The 25,526-nt window shown below is 42.7% G+C and carries 25 protein-coding genes; 11 read left to right on the top strand and 14 right to left on the bottom strand.

Annotation, left to right across the window (positions count from 1 at the left end; all coding sequences use genetic code 11):
• Positions 1–158 precede the first annotated feature (158 nt).
• From QZZ55_RS09525 to QZZ55_RS09515, 3 genes are read right to left on the bottom strand one after another with little or no spacing between them, the layout of a single operon-like run.
• Positions 159–794, bottom strand: a complete 636-nt coding sequence (locus QZZ55_RS09525; protein ID WP_293267121.1) for a glutathione S-transferase family protein — start codon at positions 792–794, stop codon at positions 159–161.
• Positions 795–848: 54 nt separating this feature from the next.
• Positions 849–2,774 (bottom strand): EAL domain-containing protein, encoded by a 1,926-nt coding sequence (locus QZZ55_RS09520; RefSeq protein WP_293267091.1) that lies wholly within the window; start codon positions 2,772–2,774, stop codon positions 849–851.
• 33 nt (positions 2,775–2,807) lie between these two features.
• Entirely contained in the window at positions 2,808–3,995 is a 1,188-nt protein-coding gene (locus tag QZZ55_RS09515) for an MASE1 domain-containing protein (RefSeq protein ID WP_293267090.1), read from the bottom strand.
• Positions 3,996–4,162: 167 nt separating this feature from the next.
• Between QZZ55_RS09515 and yeiP the strand changes: the two genes are divergently transcribed.
• Entirely contained in the window at positions 4,163–4,729 is a 567-nt protein-coding gene (yeiP, locus tag QZZ55_RS09510) for an elongation factor P-like protein YeiP (RefSeq protein ID WP_293267089.1), read from the top strand.
• Positions 4,730–4,905: 176 nt separating this feature from the next.
• Here yeiP and QZZ55_RS09505 read toward each other — a convergent pair whose 3' ends face one another.
• Positions 4,906–5,115, bottom strand: coding sequence for a cold-shock protein (locus QZZ55_RS09505; protein ID WP_028468567.1), 210 nt, complete (start codon positions 5,113–5,115; stop codon positions 4,906–4,908).
• Between the two features lie 319 nt (positions 5,116–5,434).
• Here QZZ55_RS09505 and QZZ55_RS09500 point away from each other — a divergent pair, with 319 nt between their 5' ends.
• Complete coding sequence (locus QZZ55_RS09500) at positions 5,435–5,611, top strand: hypothetical protein (protein ID WP_293267088.1); 177 nt, start codon at positions 5,435–5,437, stop codon at positions 5,609–5,611.
• 270 nt (positions 5,612–5,881) lie between these two features.
• On the opposite strand, the gene QZZ55_RS09495 is transcribed toward QZZ55_RS09500, so the two are convergent.
• On the bottom strand, positions 5,882–7,105 hold the full coding sequence (locus tag QZZ55_RS09495) for an aspartate aminotransferase family protein (RefSeq protein WP_293267087.1): 1,224 nt from the start codon (positions 7,103–7,105) through the stop codon (positions 5,882–5,884).
• Positions 7,106–7,372: 267 nt separating this feature from the next.
• Here QZZ55_RS09495 and QZZ55_RS09490 point away from each other — a divergent pair, with 267 nt between their 5' ends.
• Both QZZ55_RS09490 and QZZ55_RS09485 read left to right on the top strand, forming a co-directional pair.
• Complete coding sequence (locus QZZ55_RS09490) at positions 7,373–8,404, top strand: GlxA family transcriptional regulator (RefSeq protein WP_293267086.1); 1,032 nt, start codon at positions 7,373–7,375, stop codon at positions 8,402–8,404.
• 19 nt (positions 8,405–8,423) lie between these two features.
• Entirely contained in the window at positions 8,424–8,804 is a 381-nt protein-coding gene (locus tag QZZ55_RS09485) for a VOC family protein (protein WP_293267085.1), read from the top strand.
• Between the two features lie 35 nt (positions 8,805–8,839).
• Here the strand turns inward: QZZ55_RS09485 and QZZ55_RS09480 are convergent, their stop codons facing one another.
• The 8 genes from QZZ55_RS09480 to gatC form a co-directional block, all read right to left on the bottom strand.
• A complete protein-coding gene (locus tag QZZ55_RS09480; protein ID WP_293267084.1) occupies positions 8,840–9,349 on the bottom strand; it encodes a type II secretion system protein in 510 nt (169 codons plus the stop codon).
• 165 nt (positions 9,350–9,514) lie between these two features.
• Positions 9,515–9,979 carry a peptide-methionine (S)-S-oxide reductase MsrA gene (msrA, locus tag QZZ55_RS09475; protein WP_293267083.1) on the bottom strand — a complete coding sequence of 155 codons (465 nt, stop codon included), beginning with the start codon at positions 9,977–9,979 and terminating at the stop codon, positions 9,515–9,517.
• The gene (locus tag QZZ55_RS09470) at positions 9,979–10,512 is read right to left on the bottom strand and encodes a DNA-deoxyinosine glycosylase (protein ID WP_293267082.1); all 534 of its coding nucleotides are present in this window, start codon (positions 10,510–10,512) and stop codon (positions 9,979–9,981) included. The genes msrA and QZZ55_RS09470 overlap by 1 nt, the downstream gene beginning before the upstream one ends.
• Positions 10,513–10,526: 14 nt before the next feature.
• A complete protein-coding gene (locus QZZ55_RS09465; RefSeq protein WP_293267081.1) occupies positions 10,527–10,904 on the bottom strand; it encodes a hypothetical protein in 378 nt (125 codons plus the stop codon).
• Positions 10,879–11,874 carry an ATP/GTP-binding protein gene (locus QZZ55_RS09460; protein ID WP_293267080.1) on the bottom strand — a complete coding sequence of 332 codons (996 nt, stop codon included), beginning with the start codon at positions 11,872–11,874 and terminating at the stop codon, positions 10,879–10,881. Before QZZ55_RS09460 ends, QZZ55_RS09465 begins: the two co-directional genes overlap by 26 nt.
• 307 nt (positions 11,875–12,181) lie before the next feature.
• Positions 12,182–13,630, bottom strand: a complete 1,449-nt coding sequence (gene gatB, locus QZZ55_RS09455) for an Asp-tRNA(Asn)/Glu-tRNA(Gln) amidotransferase subunit GatB (RefSeq protein ID WP_293267079.1) — start codon at positions 13,628–13,630, stop codon at positions 12,182–12,184.
• A gap of 15 nt (positions 13,631–13,645) precedes the next feature.
• The gene (gatA, locus tag QZZ55_RS09450; RefSeq protein WP_293267078.1) at positions 13,646–15,097 is read right to left on the bottom strand and encodes an Asp-tRNA(Asn)/Glu-tRNA(Gln) amidotransferase subunit GatA; all 1,452 of its coding nucleotides are present in this window, start codon (positions 15,095–15,097) and stop codon (positions 13,646–13,648) included.
• A gap of 33 nt (positions 15,098–15,130) precedes the next feature.
• Entirely contained in the window at positions 15,131–15,418 is a 288-nt protein-coding gene (gene gatC / locus QZZ55_RS09445; RefSeq protein WP_293267077.1) for an Asp-tRNA(Asn)/Glu-tRNA(Gln) amidotransferase subunit GatC, read from the bottom strand.
• Positions 15,419–15,565: 147 nt separating this feature from the next.
• On the opposite strand from gatC, the gene QZZ55_RS09440 reads away from it, so the two are divergent.
• The 7 genes from QZZ55_RS09440 (at position 15,566) to QZZ55_RS09410 (ending at position 24,956) form a co-directional block, all read left to right on the top strand.
• Positions 15,566–16,603 (top strand): rod shape-determining protein, encoded by a 1,038-nt coding sequence (locus tag QZZ55_RS09440; protein WP_028468559.1) that lies wholly within the window; start codon positions 15,566–15,568, stop codon positions 16,601–16,603.
• 61 nt (positions 16,604–16,664) lie between these two features.
• The gene (gene mreC, locus QZZ55_RS09435) at positions 16,665–17,567 is read left to right on the top strand and encodes a rod shape-determining protein MreC (protein ID WP_293267076.1); all 903 of its coding nucleotides are present in this window, start codon (positions 16,665–16,667) and stop codon (positions 17,565–17,567) included.
• Positions 17,560–18,048 carry a rod shape-determining protein MreD gene (gene mreD, locus QZZ55_RS09430; protein WP_293267075.1) on the top strand — a complete coding sequence of 163 codons (489 nt, stop codon included), beginning with the start codon at positions 17,560–17,562 and terminating at the stop codon, positions 18,046–18,048. The genes mreC and mreD overlap by 8 nt, the downstream gene beginning before the upstream one ends.
• Before the next feature lie 19 nt (positions 18,049–18,067).
• Positions 18,068–18,646, top strand: a complete 579-nt coding sequence (locus QZZ55_RS09425; protein ID WP_293267074.1) for a Maf family protein — start codon at positions 18,068–18,070, stop codon at positions 18,644–18,646.
• Between the two features lie 26 nt (positions 18,647–18,672).
• Positions 18,673–20,151, top strand: coding sequence for a ribonuclease G (gene rng, locus QZZ55_RS09420; RefSeq protein WP_293267073.1), 1,479 nt, complete (start codon positions 18,673–18,675; stop codon positions 20,149–20,151).
• 120 nt (positions 20,152–20,271) lie between these two features.
• Entirely contained in the window at positions 20,272–24,147 is a 3,876-nt protein-coding gene (locus QZZ55_RS09415) for a YhdP family protein (RefSeq protein WP_293267072.1), read from the top strand.
• Entirely contained in the window at positions 24,147–24,956 is an 810-nt protein-coding gene (locus QZZ55_RS09410; RefSeq protein ID WP_293267071.1) for a carbon-nitrogen hydrolase family protein, read from the top strand. The genes QZZ55_RS09415 and QZZ55_RS09410 overlap by 1 nt, the downstream gene beginning before the upstream one ends.
• Before the next feature lie 35 nt (positions 24,957–24,991).
• Here QZZ55_RS09410 and yjgA read toward each other — a convergent pair whose 3' ends face one another.
• Positions 24,992–25,522, bottom strand: a complete 531-nt coding sequence (gene yjgA, locus QZZ55_RS09405) for a ribosome biogenesis factor YjgA (RefSeq protein ID WP_293267070.1) — start codon at positions 25,520–25,522, stop codon at positions 24,992–24,994.
• Positions 25,523–25,526 lie beyond the last annotated feature (4 nt).

Raw genomic sequence — 25,526 nt, 5'->3', positions numbered from 1 at the left:
AGGTGTGATCAGTACCGCCTTGGAATGTAGGGGGAATATATTAAGGTGATCAGGAGGAAGGCCGCAGCGCTAAGGCTCGTTTTAGAGTAAACAGGCAAATAACAATGACGCGCTTGATTCACAATAAGCGCGCATTGAATTCACAGCGTTTTTACTTATTAGAGCTCAAATGAAAGGCCTTCTTGCTTTAGCATCGTTTGAATAGAATTACGTTTAAGAAGGTTTTTCAACAACTGCTGAAGCTTTGGATAGTCTTGTGCTCGGCTTTCGTAGCGACGGCTCCAGTAGGCGATCATGAATAAATGAAAGTCAGCACCGCTTAATGAATCTGCGAGTATCCAGGGGCCGGCTTTGTCTAAGTCATTTTCGATAACGTCCCAGCAACGCTTAAGCTCTTTAGATGCATGTAGTTTTAGTGATTTCTGGCCTGCGTCATTGTCACAGTACTGTTCGGGGTGTGCCCATCGGTTGGCCGCCTCTTGTAATGTATTAGACATCCACAACAGCGATTGATAATAACGGCCCCGCAGTGGTGACGTTGTCATGGGGGATAAGCTTGATTCAGGATGTTGGTCTAGTAGGTATAACAGAATGGCAGCTGATTCATAAATGATGTTGTCATTATGAAACAGGGTAGGTACCTTCCCGTTTGGATTAATGGCGAGGTATTCAGGCGTTTTCTGCATCTGACGGCTTAAATCGATTTCAACAAGCTGGTATTCAACATCCAGTTCTTCCAAAAGGGCATGGGTCGCCATATTAGCACCGCCTCGGTCCCAGTAAAGTGTATAGATAAAGTGTCTCCTTGTTGGTTGCTGTAATGGTGGTTCAATTCAATTCTATTCTAATTAAGTTCTTGAGGCTTGTGCGGGGAATTCTTGTTTAAGCAGTGATGTGAGCTCGTGTGCTGGTAGTGGGCGGCTAAAAAAGTAACCTTGTATTTCTTCGCATTGTTGCCCTTTCAAGAATTGAAATTGTGCTTCTGTTTCTACGCCTTCAGCAATGACTGTCATATTAAGTGCGTGGGCAAGTGCGATTGTTGCTTTCACAATAGCGGCATCGTCAGAGTCATCTGGTAAATCTTGCACAAAAGACTGGTCAATTTTTAGCTTGTTAATTGGAAAGCGTTTTAAATACGACATGGATGAATATCCGGTGCCGAAATCGTCAATGGACAATTGAACACCTAAATTTCTTATTGCGCTGAGGGTGTTGATTGTCTCATTAACATTTTCCATCATGATGCTTTCGGTTAATTCGAGTTCGAGCGCTGCAGCAATAATACCTGAGTTGATAATGGCTTTTTGAATAGTAGGTAATAAATCCTGCTGTTTGAATTGGCGGCCTGAAAGATTAACCGACATTGTTAAAGAAGAATACCCTTGATCTCTCCATTCTTTGAGTTGCTGGCAAGCCGCATTAAGTACCCACTCTCCAATAGGAACTATTAACCCAGAAGCCTCCGCAATAGGTATGAAGGTGTTGGGTGGGATAATACCTTTTTCAGGGTGTATCCAGCGTATTAGTGCCTCAAAACCGACAATGGAGCCAGTATATGTATTAATCTGAGGTTGATAGTGGAGAATGAAATCATTTTGTTCCAGTGCTTTACGCAACTCGCTTTCTAACTCGAGGCGATCATGTGCGTGTTGATTCATCTCTTCGGTAAAGAACTGAAAACCATCTCTACCTTGCTCTTTAGCTCTATACATTGCGCTATCGGCATTTTTTAAAAGGGTTGCTACATCTTGGCCATTTTGAGGGTAAATCCCAATACCTATGCTGGCTGAAATAGTAATTTCATGGTGTTCAAGTTGAATGGGAGGGATGAGGCATTGTTGGATTTTTAGTGCAACCATGCTGGCTTCGGCTTCAGACTTAATGCTGGGTATGAGTATAGTGAACTCATCACCCCCAAATCTGGAAATGGTGTCATTAGAACGAATGGCGCTTTTTAGTCGAGAGGCTGCTTGCTGCAATAACTCGTCACCAACGGGGTGGCCTAATGTATCGTTGATTAGTTTGAAGTGATCTAAATCGATAAACATTACGGCTAGTTGTGTATGAGTGCGCTTTGCTCGCTCAAGCTCCGCTATCATTTGGTTGTGAAATGCGACTCTGTTTGGTAATTGTGTCAGCATATCGTTATGTGCCAAATTGTAGATTCGCTCTTCTGATAGCTTTTTGTCAGTTATATCACTGAAAATACTGATGTACTGTTGTGGTTTACCGAAAGCATCACGTACAACAGTAATGGTTTGCCAAGCGGGAAAGATTTCACCGTTCTTGCGTCGATCACTAATTTCGCCTTGCCAGACTCCACTTTCTGTTAGTGATTTCCAAAAGTCTTTATAGAAGGCTGCAGAGTGCGCTTTGGATTGTAAAAATTGAGGTGTTTTTCCTATGGCATCTTTTGAAGAGTACCCAGTGATTCTGGTAAATGCTGGGTTTGTTCGAAGGATGCGAGTGTCAGCGGAGCAGATAATGATGGCCTCGACACTTTTTTTGAAGACACTATCAGCCAGTTCTAGTTCTTCTTGAACACTCTTTCGTTGTAATTCCATAGCAACATGATTGGAAAACAATCCTAAAATAGGTTGTGCCCAATCTTCTATCATCATAGGTTTAGTATCCATTATGGCAATAATACCAAGTATCTCACCTTGGCTATTTTTTAATGGCGCACCGAAATAGCTTTCAATATTTAGTTCATGTAGAAGTTTATCATTAGGGTAGAGTTTTGCTGTGTTTTCGGGGATGAACTTGATGCTCATATTGAGCACATTTTGGCAGGGTGTTCCTTCAAGCTAATATGTGAAATTGTCAACTGAGTAGTTGTTACTCCATACAGCTAGAGTTGTTATTGAGTTTTTGTTGTGGTCTGTATAGATACCTATTAATGCATGACGTGCTTTATAAGCTGCGGAAAGTTCTTTGGTGCACTGCTGAAAAAAATTGTCATACGACGATGCTTTAGTTGTATTGAGTAGCGCTTTAAAAGCTTTTGATGAAAGAGCTTGACGGGTTAACTCATCTTGCAATTGGTTATTGGTTGAATGAAGTTCTTCTGTTCGCAGCATTACTTGGGATTCTAAATCTTGCTGGGCCGTTTGTAGTAAGTCATTTGCTTTTTGGCGCTCCTGTGTACTGGTTGATAGTATCAGTGCTGTTATAGCGGTAGTACCAACGGTTGCTTGGAGTAGTAGTAGAGATTCATTCTCTGTCGCCATGATAAAGGGGCCGTGGCCACTTAAGGTGCCAATGATGGCTGCTGCTGTCAGTAAAAAAACCAGAAGAGTAGCGCCGTGATGCTGAAACCGTATTGCTGACCAGGTCACTATCGGTAGTAGCGTGAAAATTAGTAAATTGTGTTTTCCTGTGTGAGGTGAAAACTCAATGAATATTAACGCAGATAGTGCTAGCGATAATGTAATCAGTCCAGATAATTCGAATAAACGATGTTGAGCATATATGGCTTTGGGCGTACGAGCCCACGTTAGCAATAATGGCGTGATAACTAGGCCGCCGACAAGGTCGCCCAGCCACCAAGTTTCCCAGAGTAATGTATAATTTTCAGGTGTAGCTATTTGGTGCACAAACAAGCTTGTGACACCTATAGTGGCGCTTACGGTAGTTGAAATTACTACAATGATTATGAATGCTGCAGTGTTGGTAATACGTCGAAATGGATACTTGCTCGCATAACGTACCATTAAACATCCCGCTATTAGCGCTTCAAATGTATTACCTACAGCTATTGGGGTTGCGAGTGAAAGTGGGGAGCCTGCTGTAATATTTATGAGGAGGGCACCAATAAAAATGCCGGGCCATACTTTGTAGCCATAAAAGAGAACAGCTGCTATTGATATGCCCGTAGGAGGCCATACAGGGCTTGTATTTACTTGCTCAAAAGCAAGCGCTAAGCCTAACGAAGCCGCAAGATAGTAAGCAATGGCAACCGCAATGCAAGTTAGGCTACAGTTCGATTTATTCATATACACTAATGTTAGCAACCATCTGTGATATTCGCGAAAATTATTGCTGAATGAATAAAGTCTAAAATGATGATAAGTTTTCCATTCGGTGTTGAGCTTGTTTTCTATCTGTGCAGTTTTGGAGCATTAGCTTACAATAGCGCTTTTTTAATGAGCTGGTTGAAATCATGCCAAGAGCTTCAGAGCTTCGAAAAGGTCATGTCGTAGATATTAATGGAACGCTATATAAAGTTCAGCAGATTGATGTACGTAGCCCGTCATCAAGAGGTGCTCAGACGCTTTATAAAGTACGCTTTAATCAATTGCCGCAGGGAGGTAAACGTGAAGAAACCTTTACTGGGGATGACGTTGTTACTTCTGTGGTGCTTGAGCGTCGTCAAGTGTCATTACTCTATCGTGAGGGTAATATTTATACTTTTATGGACCAAGAAAACTATAGCCAGTTTAGCGTAGATAAAGAGACAGTAAGCGAGCAGTTACCTTTTCTAAGCGATGGTTTAGAGGGTATTAATGGCATGCTAGTAGATGAGCAGCTAATCGCGATTGAGATACCCATAATGGTCGAATTACTAGTAGCAGAATGCATGCCAGGAGCGCAGGCAGCTAGTGCTACTGGGCGGACTAAGCCTGCAAAGTGTGTAAATGGGTATGAGTTGCAGGTGCCAGAATATATAAAGGAAGGTGAGCAAATAAAGGTTAATACAGAAACGGGTAAGTTTGTTTCACGTGCATGATATTGGTTAGAGTAGATATAGAAGAGGTCCAAAACGACGAAAGCCTACATAAATGCAGGCTTTTCGGGCTTAACTCAGATCAGCAAATTGAAAGCAGTAAAGTTAATTCGCTGCTCTCAATATCACCTCAGCATTGCTATTTAACAAATGTTAATGAGTAATGCCGAAGAAGTTCTTTATACAGCTTCGATCTGGTCAGCTTGTGGGCCTTTTTCGCCCTGTACTTCTACGAAACGAACAGTCTGTCCTTCGTGAAGAGTTTTGCGGCCTTCTCCGATGATCGAACGAAAGTGAGCAAATAAGTCTTTGCCATTTTCACGCTCAATGAAACCAAAACCTTTCTCATCGTTGAACCACTTAACTGTTCCCGTCTGCTTGTCGGACATATTCAATATTTCTCATAAAAAGTAAGTTAAAAACCGGGAAGTCATTGTGCCTTCAAAGCCGGTTGTTCTTGCATGCATTTGTTTTACATCGCATTAAGAAATCCTATTTTAAAATAGAAAATCAATCGCTAATAAATCATCTGCATTAGATTCACAATACACAACTAGTGTTATAGATACAAGCGACTTGCGAGCAATTAAAGTACACCTAAATGGGGACATTAGAAGGGGGTGTATTTCTCTATGGGACTTGACCAAAGATTCTTGCGTGTAAAACTGATATACTAGAGGACACACAAATATAATAGGACTCTCTACTATGGCCGCTAAGCCTAAGAAAAAAGCAGCAACAGAAACACACGACTCGATTGAAGAACAAACAGCTGCTTTCCTTCGGGCTGGTGGTCAGATCCAGCAAATAGCTACTGGAGTTACTGGGCAACAGAATCTTGCCGGTCCGCGTCAGATTGTTTTAGGCAAACCTGCAGACAAGTAACATATGATGGGCTCGTCACGCGTTAAAGGGACATTTTCCCAAAAGCGGGCCCGTACCTTCCTTCTCTCAATGATTCCTTAACCCCCTCTTTTTTGTGTTACCTGCCATTAATACTTTTATATCTATTGTTTTTATTGCACAAGGTGGTACTGCTTGATAAAAGCTGGCTTGGGGTGATTTTAGTTATCAAAGAAAGATAAAAAAAGCCCGCATAGATAGCGGGCTTCTTTGGGAAGGTCTAGCGCTATGTTATAGCGCTACTTTTTAAGATTAACCTTTTTCGGCGGTAATGACTTTGACGATGGCACGCTCTAGTAGTGCCATCCCGTCTCGGATATCTTCATCTGGGATAATCAATGAAGGAGTCATACGTAATACGTTCGGACCTGCCATTAAAATCATCAGACCTTCTTCGCGAGACTTAGCTAAGAATGAAGCAGCCTTGCCATGCAAACTATCGATAAGCTCTACCCCGATCAATAAACCATCACCACGAACTTCTTTAAATACTTCGTGTTTTGCATTTATTTTTTCTAGCTCTTCAATAAATACGGCGCGTTTTTTGGCTACGTTGCTCAAGAGCTCCGGTTGGTTAATCAGTTCTAGAGCCTTGTCTGCCACAGCGCATGCCAGTGGGTTGCCGCCATAAGTGCTGCCATGAGTACCAAAGCCAAAGCTAGGAGCGACCTTGTTGGTTGTTAGCATGGCTCCAATAGGAAAGCCACCGCCTAATGCTTTAGCGCTGGTGAGAATGTCTGGTTCCACGCCCATGCCCATGTAAGCATAAAGATGTCCTGTACGACCTACACCTGTTTGTATTTCATCAAAAACAAGCAACGCATTATGTTCATCACATAACTCGCGAACACCTTTTACAAACTCAGGATCGGCAGGAATAACTCCGCCTTCACCCTGAATAGGCTCCATCACTACAGCACAAGTCTTGCTTGAAATGGCTGCTTTTAATGCCTCTAAGTCATTAAATGCTACATGCGTTATACCGCCAGGTGCTGGTTCAAATCCTTCACGATATTTTGCTTGTCCGCCAACGGAAACGGTAAACAGAGTACGCCCATGAAAGCCTTGGTAAAAAGCGATAATTTCATGCTTCTCTGGCCCGAAGTTGTCATATGAGTATTTACGAGCAAGTTTGAAAGCGGCTTCGTTTGCTTCGGCACCGGAGTTACAGAAAAATACTTTGTCGGCAAATGTTGCATCAGTCAGCCTCTGCGCCAAACATAATGCGGGTTCATTAGTAAAGGTGTTGCTTAGATGCCAAAGTGAATCTGCCTGTTCTTTGAGAGTAGCGACTAGTTCAGGGTGTACATGCCCTAGAGCATTAACTGCGATCCCACCTGCAAAGTCGATATATTCATTATCTTCCTGATCCCATACTCGTGAACCGCGGCCGCGTACCGGTACCATCTGCTGAGGGTTGTAGTTTGGAACCATTACTTCATCAAAAAGTGCGCGATTTACGGGTTGTTGTGACATGGGTGTTCTTCCTCTTATTAATACGGATCTTATTTTGGCGTCCGACCAGCCGTTAAGCAGGTTTGTTGTTCGGTAAAAAACCTGTTGTGTTGTCTATATTCAGTATCAGTAAAAAACGTTTTTGAAAACAGACCTTTAATTTCTGTAGTGCGACATGAAGTTGCGCTAAGCTGACATTTAGCTAAAAGGATAAGGAATTGGGCAGTAAAGATCATTACTGTTAGTTTCAGTTCGAACGACTCGTAATAGTAAGTAGAGGTAAATCTATTGGCAGTATGGAAGCAAGGTACGCAAAATATAATAAAAGATAGACCTAAACGGTTTGGTTTTTTATTGCTGCCTAATTTTTCTCTCATTGCTTTCTCATCAGCGATTGAGCCATTACGAATGGCTAATTGGGTGGGGGGAGGCGACCATTATGAGACGCTTTTAATAAGCCATGATGGTGGCGCTGTTGCTAGTAGTTTAGGTGTTGAACTATTGGTTGATTGTAGTCTTAATGATATTCCTGCTTTGGATGCAGTGTTTGTCTGTGGGGCGAGCCCTATCGCACGTACAGGTAATGAAGCTGTGATTGGATGGTTGCGTCGCCAAAGTAGAAGTAGCATGGCGTTAGGGGGAGTAGGAACAGGATCATATTTACTTGCCTGTGCTGGATTGTTGAATAATTATCGTGCGACCATTCATTGGTGGGACATATCGAGCCTAAAAGAAGAGTTTCCTAATACGTTAGTTACTAATAATTTATTTGAAATTGATGGTTCTCGATACACCTGCAGTGGAGGGACTGCGGCAATGGACATGATGCTGTTTCTTATTGCTAAGGAGCATGGGATGGAGTTGGCTGCTTCGATATCTGAGCAGTTTGTCTATGAACGGATGCGAACATCAGAAGAGCAGCAGCGAATACCGTTAAAGGCACGCATAGGCGCAAGCCAGCCCAAGTTAATTGAAGCGGTCACATTAATGGAAATGAACATTGAAGAGCCTTTATCTACGGATGACTTAGCTCATCATGTAGGTGTTTCTCGGCGACATCTTGAGCGGCTTTTCAAAAAGCATTTGCAGACAGTTCCGTCCAAATATTACTTGGACCTGCGCCTTGAACATGCAAGACAGCTACTGCGCCAGAGCGACAAGACAATTCTCCAGATTGGCTTGGCTTGTGGCTTTTCCAGTGCATCGTATTTTAGTACGGCCTACCGTAATCATTATGGTGTAACACCAAGAGAAGAGCGTAAACGAGAACCTGACAGTGCTGAATCCAGCGCTTTGGGGCGCTCAGCATTGATGAAGTGATGTGTGTAGAGGTTTGTTCATGAAAGTAAAAAAAATGGATCACTTAGTCCTGACGGTCAATGATATCGGTGTGAGTGTTGCGTTTTATCAGCGTGTTTTAGGAATGAGCAAAGAGCTGTTTGGGGAAAACCGTGTAGCGCTTTCTTTCGGTGAGCAGAAAATCAATTTACATGAATTAGGAAGTGAGTTTGAGCCAAAAGCAGGAGCTGTCCAGGTAGGTAGTGCTGACCTCTGCTTCTTGCTTGAGACACCTTTGCAAGAAGCCGTTACACATATAGAAAACTGCGGCGTTGAGTTATTGCAAGGGCCGGTAAAGCGTACGGGGGCACTGGGTCCTATTTTGTCATTGTATTTTCGTGATCCAGATATGAATTTAATTGAAGTATCGAATTATCTTTAGGGTAACTTTTCTCTACGTCTCTTTGTAAAAAAACTTTAGAGGAAGTTAAATGTGGTCACGGTACCGGCAGAAACTGTACCTGCATTAGTGAAGTAATAAAGCATATATGGGTCAACTGCTGCGTTAATTGCGGTGCCTTTAGGCTGTAGAAAAAGACAAAGGCTGGTATTTCCGAAAGATATCCACTCCGTATCTCCTAGAGTGACAGTGCCAAACTCTCCTATTGAGGGGGCGCTTTGCATTAAGTCTCTCCATAACTCGCTGCAGCCGGAAGAGTCTAATGTTGATCCTGTGGGCCAACCCTGTGCGGAATATTCATATGTAACGCCGTCCATTGAAATAGAAGTTTGGTTAGCGCCTTTAGCAAACCATGCACTTCTTGCAAGAGATAACGATGTAGAAAATGAGCCGAGAGTTGAGCTACTTACTGCTTCTTCTGCATCACCTGTAATGTCTATAAATCTGGGTAGGGCTACCGCAGACATAATACCTAGTAATGCAATAACTGTGACGAGCTCTATTATCGTGAAACCGCGTTGCCTCATGCCATATCCTGATGCTTATGTTCAAAGTGTTATAGATATAATAGATTAGATTTTATATTTGAGAATGTCGAAGACAAAAATACTTTTTATTCATGTACTTATGATTTGAGAAAGTGGTTTTTTAGTATTTAAAAAATCTGTGTTGAGATTTTATCGCTAATATTTTTACGTCCCGATACTATGCTTGGCAAAGTACTGTTGGTGCTCCTCCTCAGCTCGCCAAAACGTCGAAACGGGTATTATTGTTGTTGTATCAGAGTGGGGAGGTATGGCGCTTTTTCTCATCAATAGTTTGCTTTGTTCTGCTTCTATTTTTTGTGTGTCGTTATGATGAAAAATAACAGAGCGATATTGCGATCCTCTATTCTGGTCTTGTTGCTTATCTGAAATGGACTCATGTATTTCCCAAAACGTGCTGAGTAACTGTTCGTAGCTGATTTTTTCAGGGTTGTAAGATACTTGTACTACCTCTGCATGCCCGGTCGTGTGATTACTTACCTCTTCATAAGTTGGTTCTCGAATTGTGCCGCCCATAAAGCCGACACTTGTTTCTTGTACACCATCGAGTGAGGAAAATTTTGCCTCAACTCTCCAAAAGCACCCAGCAGCAAAAGTGGCTAGTTGATTCATTAGAGTCTCCCTTTGTTTTCAATACTCTCTTTCACTATATGCCATGCTTTCAGTTTATCCGCAAATGTCATTGAGGCATGGGCAGGGCTGGTTGAAGGAAGGTTAATACATGATAGATTCGGCGCTGTGAGCAAATCTGGGAAGTGTTGCTTGAATAGTTTGGCGGATGCTTTCCCATTAAAGCAGATGGTATGGATATGTGGGTGAGCTGACAAGAGTGCGGGTATGACGTTGGGTATAACGCTTTTTTGATCGATTTTACTGTCAAGGCTTCCTGGCCTAATGCACTGGTGTGCTATATCCCAGAGAGCGATGCCATGCGCCTGAATGAGTGATAGTCGTGCTTGATAGCTTAGGTTATTCGGGAGTTCCCATAACTCTCCCATTATCTTCCAAAAAACATTGCGAGGGTGGGCGTAGTACTGCTGGTCGTGTAATGACTTTACCCCGGGAATAGAGCCTAGAATTAACAGCTGTGCTTTAGTAGAAATGACGGGGTTGAAGCTAGTAACAGGTGCCTGCTCAATGTTCATGTCGTTATTGGAGCCTACGGTGTTGTTTTTTGTACAACTTTTCTAAGAATGCTTAATGCACCACGAATAACTTTTTGAGCTTTTTGAATATCATTGCTTTGGGGGATCATTGAAATATAAAAAGTATCATCTGTGAGTCGAAAGCATAAAAGCCGGCGTGCTCCCAATTGTAAGTGTGCTTCATCATATGGTTGAACGTTTACATCGTCAGACGATCGTAGCATATCAGCTTTATCTGCGTGTTTGAAAATGTGTGAAAACGCTTGTTGGGCAAGCTTTAATATCACTATGTCTTCTTTGGCAAAAGTTGAGGCAATGGGGCGCTTTAGATGAATAATTGCACTGCAATCGGTATCTGCCATTTTCTCAAGCTTCTGGAGTACTTTCGACATGGTCGCTCCATTGCAATAAATCTTCTGCTTGTTGGCGAATTTGCTTGTGCGTAAGTGATGGTAAAGTAAGCAAGCCTAAAGATTGGTCGGGTTCTAAAAAGACGGAAACAGAATCTTTTTTTGGTGCATACAAAGATATGTTCCTGACAGGGTCTAGCTGTGGTGCTTTGTTTTCTATAGCGGCTGCTAGTTTCGCTAAGGATGTAATGAGATCATTGCATTCTAATTCTTTATCAGAAGTATCAATAAGCTTTTGGGTATTGTCTAGATGAGTAGCACCTGAAATCCCGCGGACTTGCATTGCGGCTTCTACGATAGATATCTTCGGTACATCTTGAGTTTTCCTCAACCATTCAAATTGGGGTGAATCAGGGTCAGGGTTACGATTTTTTAGTTCGGTTACAGCAACTCTATGAGAAACTTCTGCCCAATCAATATCATCCTCTTGATTCAAAGAGGACATGACTAGGTCCATTACATCCATGGATTTTCGAGCGTCAATAAAGATGATGGGTGCAAAAATCCCTTTTTCTTTTAACCTGTTTTGGTATTGAGCTTCTGTAGGTTCATTCTTTAAATCTGAGCGTGTGACTGCAATAATAAAGTGTCGCTGGACGATAAAGTCCCAAAATTCACTCAGGTAAAAGTCGATATCGCGAAATGGGTAATTCCGGGTATTATCGACTAGCAATATCAACGCTGATGCATCGTTTGCTAAGTCACTAACCATTAAATCCCACATGAATTTAAAGCGTTCTTGTCCCGGTGTTCCATATAAGTGAAGCACTTTGCCTTCGCCTAGAGAGAGCTTTCCGTAATCCATGCCAACGGTGGTAGTTCTTTTCCGCTTTAAAGTGGAGTCAGATGCCTTTGTGTCGGTATCGACAACCTCTACGTCGCTTATGGTTCTGATTGCGGTTGTTTTACCCGAACCAGGAGAACCAACAAAAAGTACTTTATATGACTTCATGAAACTCCTTATGAAATGCCTTTCTAGACTTCCTGTCTAGCGTTGGGCGCTAGAATATAAATAACAGGCCAGAGAAGAAAAGTTGGCATTATCTTAGAAGTGGGTGAACTGCTACTGAATTATAGCTCAAAACCCGGGTTTTTACGTATATCTTTAGTGAATCATAATGAGGTAAGACTTTTGGGGGAGGCTTGTGTGGTATTGTGTTTTGGTAGTGAGTGAGGCGCTATGAAGCAAATATTAAAACCGAAAACACCGTGATGTTTTCGGTTTTGTGGTTAGAGAATGTACCTGGTCATTGGCTTGGCTAGCACAGAGCATCCAGCTTTTGTTTCATCAGTCCCTGAACTTGGCCAGGATTAGCTTTACCTCCAGATGCTTTCATCACTTGCCCCATGAAAAAGCCGATCATTTTTCCGCGCTTGTCGGGTTCAGCTGCCGTGTATTGATCAACCTGTTTTTGGTTGTTAGCGATGACCTCATCTACTATTTTTTCGATAGCGCCTGTATCGGTAACCTGCTTAAGGCCTTTGGCTTCGATAATTTCATCCGCACTGCCGCCTTCATTCCACATGGCTTCAAATACTTTTTTGGCAATGTTTCCTGAAATAGTATTGTCTTTAATACGCTGCAACAAACCGCCTAGTTGCAAGGCAGAGACCGGACTATTTTTGATATCAGTATCGTGTTGATTTAAGTGCTTAGAAAGCTCTCCCATTACCCAGTTAGCTGATAATTTGGCATCAGCTGAAACAGTGGTGACTGTTTCGAAAAAGTCTGAGAGTGGCTTATAAGAAGATAGAACTCCTGCGTCGTAAGCAGACAGTTGGTAAGTATCTACAAAGCGTGACCGGCGAACATCAGGAAGCTCTGGTAATGCTTTACGGATGGTATCGATGTACTCGTCATCAATAACAATCGGAAGCAAGTCTGGGCATGGGAAGTAGCGATAATCATTTGCTTCTTCTTTGCTTCGCATCGAACGGGTTTCATCTTTATCTGCATCATACAGACGCGTTTCTTGAGTGATGCGACCACCATCTTCGAGAATGTCGATCTGGCGTATGACTTCACCCTTTATCGCTTTTTCGATAAAGCGAAAAGAATTGATGTTTTTGGTTTCTGTGCGGTTTCCTAACTCTTCACCTTTGTAGCGAACAGACACGTTACAGTCGCAACGAAAAGAGCCTTCGGCCATGTTACCGTCACAGATGCCTAAATTGGTTACGAGGGCGTGAATTTTTTTCACATAAGCAACCGCTTCTTCAGCAGAGCGCATATCTGGCTCAGATACGATCTCTAGCAATGGTGTTCCTGCACGGTTTAAATCGATACCTGTCTGGCTAGTAAACTCTTCGTGTAGTGACTTGCCTGCATCTTCTTCAAGATGAGCACGTGTAACACCAATGCGCTTTGTGGTGCCATCTTCAAGTTCAATGTCTATATGCCCTTCGCCCACGATAGGGTAAAAGAGTTGGCTGGTTTGATAGCCTTTTGGTAAATCTGGGTAGAAGTAATTTTTACGATCAAAGACGGACACTTTACCAATTTCTGCATCAATCGCTGTCCCAAACATAACGGCCATACGTAGCGCGCTTTCGTTGAAAACGGGCAGTGTACCAGGTAGCGCTAAATCAACAGCGCATGCTTGGGTATTTGGCTCAGCGCCAAAAGCAGTGCTGGCACCTGAGAAAATTTTAGTATTTGTTGCGAGTTGGGCATGGATTTCTAGCCCTATCACTGTTTCCCATTCCATTATTCGTTATTCCTCTTAAAGACCCGCAGGCTTTAGGGTGTGCCAGTCAGTTGCCTGCTGGAATTTGTGGGCGACATTGAGAAGTTTTTCTTCAGCAAAATAGTTGCCAATAATTTGTAAGCCAACTGGTAAGCCGTTATTCATGCCGCAAGGGATTGACATGCCCGGTAGACCTGCCAAGTTTAACGATAGCGTGAAGATATCTTCCATATACATTTCGACTGGGTCAGATGTTTTTTCGCCCAGTTTAAAAGCAGGTGTGGGGGTTGTTGGTCCCATAATGACATCGACTTCAGATAGTACGCGTACAAAATCTTCTTGGATCAAGCGGCGAATCTGTTGTGCTTTTTTATAGTAAGCGTCATAGAATCCTTCAGATAGAGCATAAGTACCGACCATGATACGACGCTTAACTTCGGTGCCAAACCCTTCTCCGCGTGTACGTTTGTACATATCTTCGAGGTTTTTTGGATCTTCGCAGCGGTAGCCGTAACGTACGCCATCAAAACGAGATAAGTTAGACGATGCTTCGGCCGGTGCAATGATGTAATAAGCAGGAACAGATAAAGCTGTGTTTGGGAGGCTTACTTCTGTAACCGTTGCACCTAATGCTTCATATTCTTTGACAGCGGCGTGAATTAGCGTGGCCATTTCAGGATTAAGGTTCGCAGAAAGAAACTCTTTTGGTAAGCCTATTTTCAAACCTGTTAATGGCGCATCTAGCTTGGCTGTGTAATCAGGAACTTGTCGGTCTGCGCTGGTTGAATCCAGAGGGTCAAGACCCGCCATGACATTCATCATCATCGCTGCATCTTCAGCCGTTTGCGCCATTGGGCCGCCTTGATCTAATGATGATGCATAGGCAATCATTCCGTAGCGGGAAACACGACCATAAGTAGGCTTAAGACCGGTTAGGTTACAAAAGGCGGCGGGTTGGCGAATTGATCCGCCTGTGTCTGTACCTGTAGCTGCCGGTGCTAGACCTGCGGCAATGGCTGCTGCTGACCCGCCTGATGAGCCGCCAGGTACATGATCAGTGTTCCATGGGTTGCGAGATGGACCGTAAAAACTAGATTCATTGGATGAGCCCATAGCGAACTCGTCCATATTGGTTTTGCCCAACGTTACCGCGCCTGCTGCATTAAATTGGCGAATAACCGTTGCATCATAAGGAGAGACGAAGTTATCCAGCATTTTAGAGCCAGCACTTGTGCGAACACCTTGAGTACAAAATATATCTTTATGAGCGATGGGTAAGCCGGTCATGCTCGTAGCGTTGCCTGCTGCGCGAGTTTCATCAGCAGCAGTGGCTTGTGTTAATGCAAGCTCTTCAGTGACAGTAATGAAACTATTGTATTTACTATCTTCACGTTTAATACGCTCAAGGTATGCTTGAGTTAGTTCAACGCTACTGAATTCGCCTTGATCAAGCCCTTTGGCTAACTCGGCCAGTGTTTTATTCAACATCTTTATTTAGTCCTAATCGTTATGCAGGCGCTGTTATTCAATGACCTTAGGTACAAGAAATAGACCGCTTTCCACAGACGGAGCTACAGTTTGCAGGTGCTCGCGCTGGTTATTTTCAGTGATGTTGTCAGCTCTTAGGCGCTGTACAGCATCTAGTGGGTGTGCGAGAGGCTCAACATCTGAAGTGTCGATACTTTGCATCTGACTGATCAGATCTAAAATGTTCGATAGGTTTGTTGCATACTCAGGAACACTGCTTTCATCTATTTGTAAACGTGCCAGATGGGCAATTTTTTCTACATCGGTTCTGTTTAGAGCCATGGTTTGTCTCGCTAACTGTCTCGGATTTGGCGAAAAAAGACTAACTTAACATATTTGCTCCTTGCTCTAAATCCCTGCCGTTGCTAGAGTTACGTGTTTTTAAAATACTTCAGCTATACCTGTAACTCTTTAAGGTTTCCATTCGACATGTTCAAAAAAATACGGGGTCTGTTTTCGAGCGACCTATCAATCGATCTGGGTACAGCAAATACGCTGATTTTTGTGCGCGATAAAGGCATTGTTCTGAATGAACCGTCGGTTGTTGCCATTAGGCAAAGCGGTAATCAGAAGTCTGTCGCCGCTGTTGGTAAAGATGCTAAACGCATGCTGGGCCGTACGCCGGGTAACATTACAGCGATCCGTCCAATGAAAGACGGTGTTATTGCAGATTTTCATGTGACTGAAAAAATGCTGCAATATTTTATTAGCAAAGTACACGACAACAGCTTTTTCTCGCCTAGTCCGCGAGTACTTGTTTGTGTTCCCTGCAAATCAACGCAGGTTGAGCGCCGTGCTATTAAAGAATCAGCTTTAGGTGCTGGTGCACGTGAAGTTTATTTAATTGAAGAGCCGATGGCCGCGGCAATTGGTGCAGGTTTGCCCGTTGAAGAAGCCAGTGGTTCAATGGTTGTAGATATTGGTGGTGGTACTACTGAGATCGCAGTTATTTCTCTAAACGGTATCGTTTATGCTGAATCTGTGCGCATTGGTGGAGATCGCTTTGATGAAGCGGTAGTGACCTATGTGCGCCGTAACTACGGTAGCTTGATTGGTGAGGCTACGGCTGAGCGAATCAAACAAGAGATTGGTTCTGCATACCCGAGTAAAGAAGTGCTTGAGATTGATGTACGTGGGCGTAATTTGGCGGAAGGTATTCCGCGTAGTTTCACGCTTAACAGCAATGAAATCCTAGAAGCCCTACAAGATCCGCTTTCAGCGATAGTTCAAGCGGTTAAAAGCGCGCTTGAACAGTGTCCTCCCGAGCTGGCATCGGATATTGCAGAGCAAGGCATTGTCTTGACCGGTGGTGGTTCTATGTTGCGTCATATTGATCGTTTGATCAGTGAAGAAACAGGACTTCCTGTTATTTTGGCGGAAGACCCACTTACATGTGTAGCACGTGGTGGTGGTCGAGCGCTGGAATTGCTGGATAAGCACGCGTTTGAGCTACTAACGTTCGAATAACAGCGGTTGTTGTTATGAAAAATTGTGAACTCCCTTACTTTGTGCCGGGGAGGGTATCTGTGTGAAGCCCATATTTAAAGGCGGCGTACCCCGCCTTTTTTTCCTTATTTTGGTCATACTCGCTATCATATTTATGGTCAGTGACCTGAACCCCTCTCGTACGCGTGAAGCGCGTAGTGTGCTTTCTCTTGTGATGACGCCTGTTCAATGGTTGGTCGATATGCCAACACGCATCGCTGATGATTTATCAGATGTTTTGGTTAGCCGTCGCTCTCTAGTAAAAGATAATATACAACTGCGTTCTGAAGTCATATTACTGGACGAACAAGTACAGCAAATGTCTTCTCTTACTACTGAAAATTTACGTTTGCGTGAGTTGTTAAGTGGCCGGCAGCGTATTAAAAATGATGTACAGTTAGCTGAGTTAATCGGAGTAAATCCGGATCCATTTCAGCATCAGATTATTTTAGGTAAAGGCCTAGAAGATGGAGTTTTTCTTGGTCAGCCGGTGCTAGATGCTAGAGGAGTGCTAGGTCAGGTTGTTGATGTATCGCATTATACGTGTCGAGTTATGTTAATCACCGATGCACGCCATGCTCTTCCTGTTGAGATTAACCGAAATGGCTTCAGAGCTATTGCTTTAGGTAAAGGTACGTTAGGTGAGTTGGAATTAGAGCATGTGCCTGATACTGCAGATGTGCGAGTAGGTGATTTGCTAGTAACTTCGGGTTTGGGGGGGCGCTTCCCGTATGGTTATCCGGTGGCTAAAGTGACTAGTGTCGTTCGCGATCCAGGCAGGCCATTTTCAATTGTTAAGGCAATTCCAGCAGCTCGCTTAGATAAAAGCAGGCATTTACTACTCGTTGAACCCATTATAAATAGCAGACAAGAGCCCGTGGAAGACACTATAGATAAGCCTACTGATCAGCACTTACCTCCCAAGGTTCTAGAGCCTCATGAGTGACCGACATAATGGTGGGGTGCTAATTGTTATTGGTACTTTGATTATTGGGTTTATTTTAAGTCAAATGCCGCTGCCAAGCATGTTTGTTTGGTGGCGACCTGAATGGGTCGCCATGATTGTTATTTACTGGGTAATGGCGTTGCCGCATCGTTTTGGTATTGGAATGGCGTGGATTTCAGGCCTTGCTTTGGATGTTTTAAAAGGCAGTCTGCTTGGAATGAATGCTCTTTCGTTAACGACAGTCGCTTTTATAACCTTAATTTTGCATAAAAGGTTAAGAATGTATCCATTATGGCAGCAAGCTATGATGGTCTTGGTGCTGGTGGGTATTAATCAGCTGATATTTCATTGGATTCAATCTTTATTCGGTAGCTCTGGTGATAGTCTTATTTTCTTATTGCCTGCATTTGTAAGTGCTGTTTTGTGGCCTTGGGTATTTGTTGTATTAAGAGGCATACGGCGCACATTTCATGTTAATTAATTTTCTTTAGAGTTTTAATATGTGTGATCTTATCTTGGCTTCAGCATCCCCAAGGCGTAAAGAGTTGCTGGTACAGATTGGTGTAGAGTTTAAGCAGTGTAGTGTAGATATTGATGAAAGCGTCCTTCCAAATGAGTTGCCTGAAAATTACGTACGCCGTTTAGCCTGTGAGAAGTCGTTGGCAGGCTTTCAGCGTAATGTTCAGCCTGGTGCCGTTTTAGGTGCGGATACAACAGTGGTTGTGGACGGCTTAATATTAGGGAAGCCATCTTCTGAAGAGCAGTTAGTTGAAATGCTGCAGCAATTATCGGGTCGGACACATCAGGTCATGACGGGTATAGCATTGACCAATGATGGTTTTACCAATAGCCAGGTTGTTGTGACACATGTTACTTTTAAAAAACTTGATACTGAGTTATGCCGTCGCTATTGGCAAACTAAAGAACCCTGCGATAAAGCAGGAGGGTATGGTATACAAGGCTATGGTGCCATTTTTGTTGATAAGATAGAGGGGAGTTATTCTAATGTTGTTGGTTTGCCATTGGCAGAAACATCGGAACTCTTAGAGAAAATCGGAATCAACATTTGGCAATATTAACTCTTTTATAAAGTAGGTAGGCTCCTGTGGCGACAAACGTTGGAGAAGAAATACTGATTAATTTCACCCCGATGGAAACTCGTGTTGCTATTATAGAAAACGGGATGCCGCAGGAAATTTATGTTGAGCGATCTACAAAGCGCGGCATTGTAGGTAATATTTATAAAGGAAAGGTTGTTCGAGTCCTGCCGGGTATGCAAGCAGCGTTTATTGAAATCGGTCTTGAACGGGCAGCGTTTATTCATGTTGAAGATGTACTTCCTCAGCAGAGTGCTGGGGATGAAAAAAATAGCATTTCTATTTCTCAAGTACTCAAGGAAGGACAAGCATTAGTTGTTCAAGTAACTAAAGACCCTATTGGTACTAAGGGTGCGCGCCTAACCACTCATATTTCAATACCTTCTCGTTATTTAGTGTATATGCCTGGTAATAGTCATATCGGTGTCTCTCAGCGTATAGAGGATATCGAAGAGCGCGAGCGTTTGCGTAGTGCGTTACAAAAAAATGTTGCTCTGGATGAGTCAGATAAAGCTGGTTATATCTTACGGACCGTTGCAGAAGGTGCTTCAGAAACAGAGTTAATTGCTGATGTGCAGTTCTTGAAACGATTGTGGAAATCAATTGAAGCAGGGATTGTTAAAGCGTCATTGCCTTCCATTGTTTATGAAGATTTGCCATTGAATATGCGTGCATTGCGAGATATGGCGCACTCGGGTATTGAGCGTATTAGAATTGATTCACGTGAGACCTTTCAAAAAGCACAGTCATTTGCTAATGCACTTGTTCCTGAAATCTACGACCATCTTGAATACTACCCGGGCGAAAGGCCGATCTTTGACTTGTATAACGTTGAAGATGAGATGCAAAGGGCGTTAGGGCGTAAAGTTGATCTCAAGTCGGGTGGCTATTTGATTTTTGATCAAACAGAAGCAATGACTACCGTTGATGTAAACACGGGGGGGTTTGTTGGTCATAGGAATCTTGAAGAGACTATTTTCAAGACAAACCTTGAAGCTGCTACAGCCATTGGGCGCCAATTACGGTTAAGGAATCTGGGCGGAATTATAATAATAGACTTTATTGATATGGAGATGGTTGAGCATCAACAGCAAGTTCTGAGAACGTTGGAACGGGTGCTGGATCGTGATCATGCTAAATGTAAAGTTACGGGCGTATCTGAGCTGGGACTGGTTGAGATGACACGTAAGCGTACTCGAGAAAGCTTGGAGCATATTCTTTGTGAGCCTTGCAGTCAGTGCCAAGGGCGGGGCTCAATTAAAACGCCTGTCACTGTTTGCTATGAAATTTTCCGAGAAATTCTGCGCCAGCATCGAGCGTATGATACTGAAGCATATCTAGTGCTGGCATCTGGTGGAGTAGTCGAATATTTAACTGATGATGCTTCTGATCATGTTGCTGAGCTAGAGGCCTTTATAAATAAAACGATTCGCTTTCAAGTAGAGGCAATGTACAGCCCTGAACAATTTGATGTGGTGTTAAGGTGATATTTTAGTCCGGTAGCAGATAGTTAAAACTGTGATGTGGTGAAAGGCAGTATTAATAACTCTGTTTACATATCTGTGCGTTAATATACTCGGCTGACTAAAGCGAGTGGATAAATTTTGATGCTAAATCGTTTTTATAGCGTGATGGGTTGGGTGTTATTGGTGCTTTTGTTGCTAGTAGCAACGATGGTTGGGCTTACTCGGCAGTTTTTGCCGTCTATTGCCGAACATAAAGCCGCCATCGAAGAGTATATTTCTGATAAAGCAAATGTTCCTGTCAGTATTGAGCAAATCTCTGCTCATTGGGAGGGGCGTTATCCCACTTTCCAGTTACGAAATGTACGTGCATATAAAGAGTCTACTGTTGGTCCGATCGTCGACTTTAGTGTTGATCAGATAGATGCTGAGATTGATATTGTCGCATCAGTTTTTGCTCGATTTCTTATATTTGCTAAATTAGATGTTGAGCAGGCACATACATCTTTATATCAACGAAATGGGCGCTGGGGAGTAGAACAAACGAGTTCGTCTTCTATCAGTAGCCATACATTCATTAGACAAATTATTAATGTATTAACCCAGCAACCCGCCGTTTCTTTTACGAATGCCAGGTTGCTTCTGAATCCAGAAAAAGGAGTGGTTCAGGCAATATCGCCAATAACCTTTTTATTAAATAATGCAGATGAACAACATTACCTCTATGGTTCATTGGCTTTAAGTTTAGCTGATAATAGTTCGTCGAATGTGGAGTTTGCGGTTGAAACGGAGAACCTTCCTCTAGATCCGTTGGCAGGTGATTTCAAGATTTATGCAAAGGTTAATAATTTAGGACAACAGTTACTGAAGCTCGACTTGGTCGACCTCCCGTTTGACGTAAAAGAACTTGATATAGGGACTGAGCTGTGGGGGCGTTGGCGAAATAAAAAAGCTGACAGTCTGCAAGGGCAATTGAGTGTTAACCACTTGTCTTTTGAAGATGAGTCATTAGAGAGCATTACTGATAGCGCGGTTAAATTCTCAGTTAAACCACTATCAAATCAAAAATATAATTTCGTGATTTCTGATTTATTAGTGAAAAATAGCAAGGCCAAAATAGCCATGCCTTTTATTTCGGCTGAGGTTAGTTGGGATGAGGGAGTAGCTTCACTTCATAAAGTAGGTCTGAAAGAACTTGATTTAGGCATGTGGTCTCAATGGTTTGTTGATAAACCTTATGTGCCTGAAATTTTAAATGACACATTGTCGAAACTCAAACCTCATGGCTCTCTACATAATCTACAAATATCATGGCCTGACAGTGAAAATCTGACGATCCTGAAAGGAGAAGGTGATCTTTCTGGGGTGAGTGTGGGTGGCTACTATGGCGCGCCGGTATTAAAAAATGTGACCGGTCGAATACGCTTTACAGAATCATCTGGGGATATTGACCTTGATGCCACCGATTTTGTTATGGGGTTTCCGGAACTCTTTGCTGAGCATTGGAAATATAATGAAGCGAGTGGTCGTGTTAGCTGGGTTATAGAAGAAAGAGAAGGTCACTCCCGGCCTGTTGTCACTGTAAATAGTGGCTTATTAAACGTAAGTAACGAGTCGTTAAGTGCTGCGGGTCGGTTTAGCATATATTTACCATTAGATCATAAAAAGCAGACGGAACTAACACTGTTGATTGCGTTGAAGAACGCAGATGCTAAGCAAGCTTCTTTGTATATGCCACCGAATGAAGTAGGAGAGTCTTTGCATCGTTGGGTGGCTGCCGCGGTTGAAAAAGGCACAGTGAATGATGGCATGTTGCTTTTGCGGACAGGCACTAGGCGTTTATCAGACTCTTCTTCCCCTACTGTGCAGCTTTACTTTGATGTTGATGATGCGTCGGTTAAGTTTCAGCCGGATTGGCCTGTTGTGAGCCAAGCAGATATAGCTATTAGTGTGGATGGTGCTGTATTAGATATAGTTGCTACTGAAGGACAGTTTCTTAATAGTCAGGTAAGTAGAGTTGAAGTAGCTCTGCCTGCTAAATCTAATAAACTTAGTGTGAAAACGACTGTTACTGGTGATGCCAAAGATATTCTTATTTTATTACGGGCTAAGCCATTACGTGCCATGGTTGGAGACGGGTTAGATTCATGGTCTTTGTTAGGTAAACATAAAACAGAGGTTAACGTGCTTATCCCTTTATCGGAGAAGGGTTTTCCCGCTGTTAAGGTTAAATCTCGTTTGGATTCTGGGCGATTCGAAAGTAAATCAGACAACATAGTTTTCAAGAAAGTGTCCGGTAACTTTGATTTTTCTACCCAAAAAAGTTTATCTAGCAATAATATAAAAGCAACATTAATGAGCTCACCAGTTGCCATACGTATAGAGTCAGTTGCTAAAACGTCACAAGTTCCTGCGATAACTAGGGTATACCTTTCCGGAAAAATTGCTGTGGATGCGATAAAGAAAAAAACAGGTTTATCTATCCTAAATAGTACACAAGGTTCTGCACCTATTAATGCGCGGCTTGATCTTTGTTCCGGTGCCGCTACATGTAATAAGTTGGTAGTAGACTCTCAATTAAAAGGGATATCTTTGCGGGCTCCTGCCCCTTTTGGAAAAAGTGCTGATGCATTATTGCCATTGCAGGTTGTAGGGCAACTGGGAAGTACTAGCCCTGTTTGGCGGTACAAACTGGGTGATCAACTTCGAGGTGTTACTAAGGCAATAGAAGGGGCGTCAAGAACCCGTATCAGCTTTGGCGGAGAGCGTCCTCAGGAGCCTTTGAGCGCAGGGTTATGGGTTGATGGGTATATAGATAGTGTTGATCTTACGCAGCTTAAAACTTTTATGGCACAAAATGGTTGGTGGAGCGGGGACAGTCTTTCTTCTTCACAGGAAGGCTTAAAACAGTTGGCTTTGAGCATACGTCAATTATCGGCAGGAAATATTCACGTTAGCAATATCGATGTGATTGTAAATGCTCAGAAGGAGAGTGGCACAGCTATTGGTTTCGTCAGTCCTGATATTGCAGGTGAAATTCGAGTGCCTAAAGGTGATGGTGATGTTTATAAAGCTCGTTTGGATCACTGGTATCTGAGAACAAACCAAAATATATCAGTTCCTATAAATGCCCCGCAAGAAGTGTTACAAACAAACGAGTGGCCTGCTGTAGAACTTTTTATAAAAAAAATATTTCTTGATTCAAAACCTTTAGGCCAATGGAGTATGAAAATACAGCCTGATTCTGTTGGTCAGTTAATGGTTAATAATATCGTTGGGAGTTTAGGAGGATTTACAGCAACGGGTGAAGCTGGATGGCAGTTACAAGACAATAAACCAAGTAGTTTTATTGCAATGACTTATCAAGGTAATGATTTGGGTGCTCTTCTTAAGCATTTTGGTTATGGGGGCGTACTCGAGTCTAAGACGACTAATATGGTGACTAACTTTTCTTGGTCAGGGTACCCGTGGAGCTTTGATACTAAAAATTTAGATGGAGCCTTTAAGCTGTTGTTGAAAAAAGGGCGAATCATCGATACGGGACAACACAGTAATATTTTACGTCTATTTGGTATTCTTAATCTAAATACGATTGCTCGACGTTTGCAGCTGAACTTCACAGACTTACTTAAAACAGGTGTAGCGTTCGATCGGGTCAGTGCAAATTACTTACTTAATAATGGTATTGCGTATAGCCAGGAACCATTCTCTCTTGATGGCCCTTCTGCAAATGTGAACTTGAGTGGAAGTATTAATATTGTAGATCAGACGTTAGATAACAAGATGGATGTTGTTCTACCTTTAACAAGTAATGTTCCCGTTGCTGCTGTTCTGTTGGGAGCACCTCAGATTGCAGGGGCTGTTTTTCTGCTAGACAAATTAATTGGCGATAAATTAGAAAAAGTATCGACTTTGAAGTATCAGTTGTCAGGCCCATGGGAAGAACCTGATGTTAAGTTAATGAACCCAAGTGAGGTGAAGCCATCTGGTCATGTTCCTGCTTTACAAGGAAATAACTAGTGATTCAAGTGGCCGTTATACAGATGGTTTCAGGTTCAAGCCTTGAGTTGAATTTGATGAAGGCTGAAGGACTGATACGCGATGCGGCAGCGAATGGGGCAAAACTCATTTTATTACCAGAAAATTTTGCGTTGTTTGATAGTTCAAAATTGTATGCTTTAGCAGAAGATGAAGACGTAAATGAAGGAGTGGATCTTTGGCTTAGGAATCTCTCTCAAGTATTATGTATTTGGCTATTTGCAGGAAGTTTTCCGTTGCTTTGTCATACATGTAAAGAAAAAAAAGTGCGCTCAGCTTTGCGGGTATATAGTCCCGCAGGTGATTGTGTTGCAAGGTATGATAAAAGACATCTGTTTGACGTTGAGGTAGGTGATGCTCAGGGGGCTTATTTAGAGTCATCATTTGTTGAGCCCGGTGATGGTTTAGTTGTTGTCGAAACGACTGTAGGTCGAGTCGGGTTAAGTATATGTTACGATCTTCGCTTTCCTGATCATTATTGGCAGTTGAGAGAGTTGGGCGCTGATATTATTGTGGTTCCCTCTGCATTTACAAAAGTAACCGGAAAGGCGCATTGGGAAGTTCTATTAAGAGCACGAGCAGTAGAAACTCAATGCTATGTTCTTGGTGCAAATCAAGGAGGATCGCATAGCCCTTCTCGTGAAACATCAGGAGACTCCATGATCGTAGACCCATGGGGTTCAGTCATATCTCGTTGTGACGACGGAGAAGGGTGGGCGCTTGCCGAATTGGATTTTGACTTGTTGAAAAATGTACGTGATCGAATGCCGATTTTGTTACAGCAGCGTTGAAATTTTGCAGGCTTTTAATAAGCCTGCAGGTTTATTTATGGATTTTCTTCTAGTTCACGCAAATACTTAAATAACTTACGTGCTGCTGCTGGCGGTTTGTTTTGAGACACTTCTTTTTGTGCATTCCTTATTAACTGTCGCAAGTGTTGAATATCCGTATGCGGGTATTCAGAAATAATCACATCCAGCATTGAGTTATCTTTGTTATTGGCAATTAAACGGTCGCGCCACTTTTCAAGTTTATGGAAAACCTTGTTGTGAGCTTCTTTAGTAACATCAAAGCGGTCAATGGCGTTTGCTATTGCCTCACCATCTTCATAGCGCATTAACTTACCAATATATTGCATTTGGCGGCGCAAGGCGCTTCGGTGTGGTAGTTTTTTTGCTTCATCAACGGCGTGACGAAGCGTCTCGTCTATTGGGAGTTTATCTAGTTGTCCAGGCTTTAAGTCAACTAAACGCTCTCCTAATACTTGTAACGCTTCTGCTTCGCGCTTGACTTGGGAGCGACTAATAAAGTCCTCGTCATCATCGCTCTCAATATTGTCAAAATTATTCTCATTCATTTTT

The organism is Neptunomonas sp., from assembly GCF_016744175.1.
Lineage (GTDB): Bacteria > Pseudomonadota > Gammaproteobacteria > Pseudomonadales > Balneatricaceae > Neptunomonas.
Note: the sequence above shows the minus strand (reverse complement) of the source record. Positions and strands in the feature narration are given on the sequence as shown.